The organism is Rothia sp. 11273D007AR, assembly GCF_053547255.1.
In genome coordinates, this window is the sequence record NZ_JBPPWJ010000005.1 from 150865 (window position 1) to 158149 (window position 7285).

4 protein-coding genes are annotated in these 7285 nt (G+C 50.1%); 3 read left to right on the forward strand and 1 reads right to left on the reverse strand.

Annotated features, from left to right (window positions below; translation table 11 throughout):
- Positions 1–46 precede the first annotated feature (46 nt).
- Together ACED88_RS04265 and ACED88_RS04270 are read left to right on the forward strand one after the other, a co-directional pair.
- Positions 47–1360, forward strand: a complete 1314-nt coding sequence (locus tag ACED88_RS04265; protein WP_449106969.1) for a hypothetical protein — start codon at positions 47–49, stop codon at positions 1358–1360.
- 277 nt (positions 1361–1637) lie between these two features.
- Positions 1638–4787: a type I restriction endonuclease subunit R gene (locus ACED88_RS04270; protein ID WP_449106970.1), complete on the forward strand. Its 3150-nt coding sequence runs from the start codon at positions 1638–1640 to the stop codon at positions 4785–4787.
- Here ACED88_RS04270 and ACED88_RS04275 read toward each other — a convergent pair.
- A complete protein-coding gene (locus ACED88_RS04275) occupies positions 4784–6571 on the reverse strand; it encodes an ATP-binding protein (RefSeq protein WP_449106971.1) in 1788 nt (595 codons plus the stop codon). The genes ACED88_RS04270 and ACED88_RS04275 overlap by 4 nt on opposite strands.
- 424 nt (positions 6572–6995) lie before the next feature.
- On the opposite strand from ACED88_RS04275, the gene ACED88_RS04280 reads away from it, so the two are divergent.
- The coding region (locus tag ACED88_RS04280; RefSeq protein WP_449108823.1) for a hypothetical protein at positions 6996–7285 on the forward strand (290 nt) is incomplete at its 3' end.

Sequence of the window (7285 nt, forward strand, 5' to 3'; positions counted from 1 at the left end):
CACAACAAAAAACATTAAAAACTACTCAATATAACAAGGATTTTTGATGAAATCAAATGAAAAAAAATGGAAAACAGAACTTCTTGTTCAGCAACCGTTAAATTTTGGCGCTTTCTCGGTATATAAACTTTTGCATTTAGAGAAAACCTCATTCACCTGGGGTGAAGAAACCATTACTGATATTCTTAAAAGCCAAATAGCCGGGGGGCACTATACTATCGAAGCTGCTTGCCCAGATCATGGAGACGAACCAGGATGTGAGTGGCATGATTCCGATAAAGGCACGCTAAATCCCTACGGGAATGTGTTTACATTTACAAAACATGTTGAAAGTCAAAAGACTGGATCAGATTTGGGATTCTGGGTTTACAAGCATCCAGACCACTTCCGCCGAATTGAAATTTTATTCCAAGCTAAAAAAATTGAAGATTTAAACAATTTAAAAAAATCATTTCTAAAAAGTGTAAAATACAAAGATGAAAAGCAGTTTAACACAATCAAGAAGGCTTGTGCAGACAACGAGCGTACAGGATTCTACCTATTTTATATTAAATCACAGGGTCCTCATGATAACAAATTTAATGCTTCCTGTGCGGACCACGCTAAAAATTTTAACTCTACATTGAGAATTATTAATTTAAGCTCAATTGAAGTGTTAATGAACGAATCTGATAAATATGATGAAAGTAATTTTTTTAAAAAATTTAACGAATATTCTACGCCCTTAATATGCTTACTGGCTGGTTGTTTCAATGAAAAAAATCAGGATAGACATGATCCTTACGAAAATTTAATCCGGTATCTGAAAAAAATTCAAATACATTTTACAGAAAAAGAAGATGAACCTTCTGGACCTGACTACTGTATTCACATATCACGTCCACATATTATTAAAAATGACTTCACATCTTCTTCAAATATTGAGCTAATTATTAATCTATTAAATCCATTAGAGTTCATAACATTTTCTACTCTTGCAGGCCTTATATCCGACAATAAAGATGAGACTGAGCAAAGGTACTTAGCGCGCCCTACGTCAAACCAGGTACTGAAACCAACCATATCTGCGGAGGTAGCTGCAAAAGTTGTTAAAAAGAATCATGCAGAAAGTTTAGAAAAGTATATAAAAAATAAGGATTCCGATAATATTATCAAAACGATAAATGCAATGGATTCTTACTTTGAGACAAAGAAAACGAGTCAAAAAAGGTCTGACATTGTATTTAAAGACTTAAAAGTTGATGGAACGGAACGATCTAATTTTAAGATAGATGATATTCGCATAGTCACCTTTAGGGAGATGAAAAACAGAATAAAATACGCGGGTATTATTTACGCTAAAAAGCAGCGCAGTGCTTAGAATCAGCTACCCATTACTTGTAATGTATCCTAGTTTTTGTTTGACAACACCCAATGTTAATTACTGTCCTGAATGTTTATTCTACTCAATCTTTCAGATATAAAATATTTCTACTTTAAAACTGGACAGTTAATATATTTTCAAACACTTGTTTCACATTTTGTATTAATTTGAAAATTCCTAGATTTAAAAAATGAATATTTCACCAAATACCAATTATGTCTGATGTAATTAATAATTTTATTTTTAGTTTTCACGCCGAATAGGAGTATTGTTCATGCCCCGCACCCACCTCGAACGTCCCCTCCAGCAAGACATCTGCGCCTACCTGGCTACTCACGGGTGGGTGCACTCCCCCAACTCCACAGGCTACGACGCCAGGCGCGCCCTCTACCCCGCAGACGTCCTCACCTGGCTCAAAACCAGCGACCCCAAAAACTACGCCTCCCTCATTAAACCCGGCGCAGACCCCGCCGCCGCCCAGCAGGCCCAAGAAAACCGCCTGCTCGACCGGCTCGTCACCAAACTCTCAGCCCCAGAAGAACAAGGCGGCGGAACCCTCAACGTCCTGCGCAAAGGCTTCAGCGTGCCCGGGGCACGCCGCCCCTTCCAGCTAATCGCCTACCCGCCCCAAGACAACCGCAACCCCGACCTCACCGCCCTCTACCATAAGAACATCCTGCGCGTGGTCGAAGAAGTCCGCTACAACCCAGCAGACGAAACCGCCCGCATCGACCTGGTCCTCTTCATTAACGGCCTACCCGTAGCCACCATCGAACTCAAAAGCGAATACACCCAAACCCTGCAAGAGGCCATCAAGCAGTACCGCACCGACCGCGACCCCAAAACCTCACCCCTGCTCCAAGAACACCGTGGCGCCCTGGTGCACTTCGCCCTCACCCAAGACGAAATCGCCATGACCACCAAACTGGCAGGCAAAGCCACCAGCTTTCTCCCCTTCAACCGCGGAGCCAACGGCGGGGCAGGCAACCCCATCATCGACGGCAAACTAGCCACCAGCTACTTCTGGGAAGAAATCCTCGAACCCAACACCTGGATCACCATCCTCACCAAATTCATCTACACCAACCACCAAAAAATCACCGACCCCCTCACCGGCAAAACCACCCATAAGAGCCACATCAGATTCCCCCGCTACCACCAGTGGCGGGCCGTCACCAAACTCGTCCAAGCAGCCCGCACCGAAGGAGCCGGGCAAAAATACCTGGTGCAGCACTCGGCGGGCTCCGGCAAAACCGACTCCATCGCCTGGACGGCCCACCGGCTCTCCAACCTGCACACCCCAGAGGGCGAGCGCGTCTTCGACTCCGTCATCGTCATAGCCGACCGGCAGGTGCTCGACCAGCAGCTCCAGGACGCTATCGACCAGCTCGTCACCACCGCCGGAACCTTCCAGCCCATTACCCGAGGCAGTGGCGACTCCAAATCTAAGCAACTGGTTGAAGCCCTGACCACCGGCGTGCCCATCATCGGCGTGACCCTACAAACTTTTCCCTTTGCCCTGGCAGAAATGACCAAGGAAGGCGGCCAGCTGGCCGGTAAGCACTTTGCGATTATTGCTGACGAAGCCCACTCCTCCCAGTCGGGCAAGGCAACCGACTCTATTAAGGAAATGCTCAACACCGAGATTGACGCCGGTATTGAAGAGTCAGACCCCGAAGCCGACCAGGTTGCCCTCACCAAAATGGCCCAGCGGGTAGTCGGTGAAGGCCACCAGGTCTCCTTCTTTGCCTTCACCGCCACCCCCAAGGCAAAAACCCTGGAAGTCTTTGGCCGCCGGGCCGATGGAACCGGCCCCCACCAGCCCTTCGACCTCTACCCCATGAAGCAGGCCATTGAAGAGGGCTTCATTCTTGATGTGCTCAAAAACTACACCACCTACCAAATGGCCGCCAAAATCGCCCAGAAAAATGAAGACAGCGGAGCCGATGAAGAAATCGACATCCGCAAGGGCACCAAGAGCCTGATCAACTTTGTGGAGCTACACCCCACCAATGTTGCCTCCAAGGTTGCGGTGATTCTTGAACACTTTGAGGGCCGGGTCAAGCAGGAGCTGGGCGGAAAAGCCAAAGCCATGGTGGTGACGTCCTCCCGGGCAGCTGCCGTGCGCTACCAGCGGGCTTTTGAAAAAGCTATCGCAGAGAGAGCCCTGCCCCTGAAGACCCTAGTTGCTTTCTCCGGTGAACTGCCCGACCCAGACGTCGAGGTAGTGCCCGGGGTTGATACGCCCACCGTGACCGAAGCGTCCATGAACCCAGAGCTCAAGGGCAGGAACCTAGCTGAGGTCTTCAACCAGGACGGCCAGCACATTCTAATTGTGGCCAACAAGTACCAGACCGGCTTCGACCAGCCCCTTCTGGTCGCTATGTATGTGGATAAGAAACTCTCGGGAATCACCGCCGTGCAGACCCTCTCCCGCCTCAACCGCCGGGCTGACGGCAAAGAGAACACCTACATTCTGGACTTCGTCAACGACCCCGAGCAGATTCGCGCCGCCTTCGCCGAGTACTACGAGGACGCCCGCATTGAGACTGAATCAGATCTCGACCTGGTTGCCAAGCAGGTGGACAAGCTAGAGGCAGCAAGTATCTACAACCGGGCCGATGTGGAACAGTTTTGGGAAAAATGGGTTAGCCCCGGTGCCCGGCAGGCGTCCTTTGACTCGCTCATCTCCATACCCGTGCAGCGGTTTGTGACGCGCTGGCGGGCAGCGCAGGAAGGGATTGACGGTTCTGCAGACCGAGCCGCCCTTGAAGTACTGCTGGAGTTCCGCTCAACCCTGGCCCAATATGTGAAGTCCTACGCCTTCTTCTCACAAATCTTCAACTTCGGTGACCCCTACTACGAGAAGCTCTCAGCCTTTGCCGACCTGCTCTCGCGCAAGCTACGCCGCTTTACCCTCGATGAAGTATCCCCGGAGGTCGTGAACGTGGACGACATCGTCCTCACCCACTACCGCCTCGAAAAGCTGCGCGAAGAGGAAGACTTGAAGCTCGCGTCCTCCCAGGCGGCTGGGCTGCAGGGCATGACGGAGGCCGGCCTCGCCAGTATCCAGGAGCGCGAGCGCAAAGCCCGCTCTGAACTGATTGAGAAGATTAATAAGTACTTCCACGGCCTTGACCTGAGTGACGAGCACCAGGTGGGCTTTGCTACTACCTTCGTGGCTGAGGCGGCCAAGGACGCCGGGCTCAAACAAAGCGCCATGGCCAACACCAAGGTGGACTTCTACCATTCGAAGAATGTGCGCGTTGGCCTGGCGAATAAGCTCTGGGACTACAGCTCAGATACAGCTGACCTGATTGACCACGTGCGCAAGCTACCCGCGGAGCAGTTCGTAGAGTTCATGCTCGACATGGGCCTGTACGAACTGCTGCGCGGCGAGAAGGTGGAGGAGCTGAGCCACTAGATATTGTGGGACATCTTAGAGAGCAAGCTCTCCGCCACCTGCTCCACGCCCAGGCGGTACTGTGCGGAATCACGATCTGCACGACGCACATCCGTTAAATCAAGAACAGCCCTACTCTGTTCCTCTGGAATCTTAGAGTTAGCAATCCACAGAACCGGCACAATATTCTTGCCGTCTAACACAGACAAGTCACCTATTTGCTTGACCCAGCGAGGCGTCACCAAAGCCAAGCCAACAAGGGGTACCTGCTCGTCAGCGTCCGCGCCCAGCGTATGAGTAAAATGTGCCGGATCATCATCCAAAACAAGCTCAACGCTCAAACCAGACAGACCCTCAACAGCATCAGCAACATCTTCAGCAAAGCCACGAATATTCCCTGCTAACGCAGAGCCCTCATCAGCCGCAGCGAAACTAGCAACGACACGCACATCAACATCGCCAGTTTTCTTAGAGGGCTCAAGCTCTGCTCGTGGCTCTATCGCAGTTGCGCGCGCTCTGTTCATCAACCCCTGCCACAAACTAGCGTCCCACAAGGCGGCCAAGGGAAGAGCCCAAATTTTCTCGCCTAAAGGCACAGGCCGAGCCACGTTACAAACGACGAAGCCCCGTGTAACCCTGTCACCATACAATTCTTGAAAGCTCTTCAACCCCTTCAAGAATTCAGGCTTTACACGCGCAGAAGCTTTCACTTCCAGTGCGATGAGAGAACCCGCAGAATCACGCAAGACTACATCGACCTCAACGTCCTTATTCTTAATCCGCTGTCGCCAATGGAATATATCCACACTACGCTCAGCCCATCCAGCATGGGCACGTATCTGCTGCATCACCAGCGTCTCAATCAGACGCCCTCGTACATCTGCATCAACTAACTGTGCATCACTCGTACTTACCAAAGACCGAGCGGATAAAGCCACATCTGCGGGGAAAAACTTTGCTGAAGACCGCAAAGACCTCTTTGAAGCCCGATGCAGGTTGGGGACCTCATATATCAAGAAACGTTTTTCGAGAGCGTCGAGATAAGAATCAACTGTGCGGCGGTCCATTGAGAGTTCTCTGCCCATTTCAGAGATATTTAGCTCTGAAGCAGGGTGCCTTAAAACATAAGCCAAAATCTCGTGTGCACGTACCTGATCAAACGACTCACCTGGCTTTACCCGCTGAGTTAGGATGCTTCTTATCCCCTCGTCAATAGCCAGGCCTAACGTTGAGGTCACTGAATTGCCAGCAAACCGACGATACTGGGGCATACCCCCTAAAACAATCGCGTCAGATTCAATATCCAGAGGTTGTGTTTGTTCCCCTGTAACCGGATTTGCATCAAATAGAGCATCTATCACAGACCACGGCTGCTGATGGGGAGAGCTGATTTCTGCCTCGCTTAAAGGCTCTAATGATACTCGTAAAGCCCTGCGTGCCAGAGGATCAGTGCCGCCAAAGCCGCTTTGCCCGATGCTTGAAGAACCGGTAAGAACTAGACGAATTGAGTCCTGGTTCTCATCTAGAACCTGTTTCACAGCAACCGGTAGCTCAGGAACCAGCTGAGCTTCGTCGATTGCGCAGGGCCACTCTAGACCACGGAGCCAACCCACTGTATCAGCCTCAACCACTGCTCGCAGGCCGGTATCAGCCATCGAATAAACTGCCTTAAGATACCCCTCATGAGCCAGCTTGTTCACCAAGCTTGTCTTCCCCACTGCACGAGCGCCTTCGATAATCACGACAGGCGCAACAGCAAGCAGGTCAAGTATCTTGGGCTCAAGGAATCTGGGATAGAACGTCATAGGTCAAATTGTACATTCAATGCACAAAATTTTGTACATCCGATGTACAAGTTGGTAAAGTACTAGGTGAATTAAGCAGTTCACCTCAGTAGTCATCTTCAAGGGATAGGAGGGTAGGAAATGACTATTAGCGCTGTGAGTTCTGCGATGTATAGAGCAGTCAGGAAAGCTAAAAAGGCACTAAAGACCAATAGTAAAACCACAACTTATCGTTCACGCACCGAGCATACGCGTGGCACAGATGGGCCAACAGACGCAGAACGGAGTATCTATGCTCTACAGGCAAAGTCTCTGCACAACAGCCTGCCCATCAAAGACCTCGAAAAAACATTTAGCCGTCTAGCTTCAGAGAAACGCTAGAAAAGTGTGCACCTACTAAAGTGGAACCGCCCTACCCGACACATAAATGAACGAGGAGAAATGAATGTATTGGACTGAGTGGATAAAAATTCTCTTTAGTGGATTTGCCGGTTCAGTAGTTGGATTAATTGGCGCAGTCATTGCAGTGTTTATAGGTCGATGGCTAGAACGTAGGCACGAAAAAGAAACTCAACTCAGACAGCAGGCTGGAGAGCTTGCTGCTTTGGTTTTCAATATCCAGTTCGAAGACTCACCTCGAGAATTCAACATAGGCTTAGAGGCTTATTCAAAAGTCCCACCCGCAGCCAAAAACACCAACCCCCGCACCACCGCAAACACCCGCCCATACAACCC

Excerpts from the sequence above, each read along its gene's own strand:
- ACED88_RS04265 (WP_449106969.1), top strand. The coding sequence starts at position 47 with ATGAAATCAAATGAAAAAAAATGGAAAACAGAACTTCTTGTTCAGCAA.
- ACED88_RS04270 (WP_449106970.1), top strand. The coding sequence starts at position 1,638 with ATGCCCCGCACCCACCTCGAACGTCCCCTCCAGCAAGACATCTGCGCC.
- ACED88_RS04275 (WP_449106971.1), bottom strand. The coding sequence starts at position 6,571 with ATGACGTTCTATCCCAGATTCCTTGAGCCCAAGATACTTGACCTGCTT.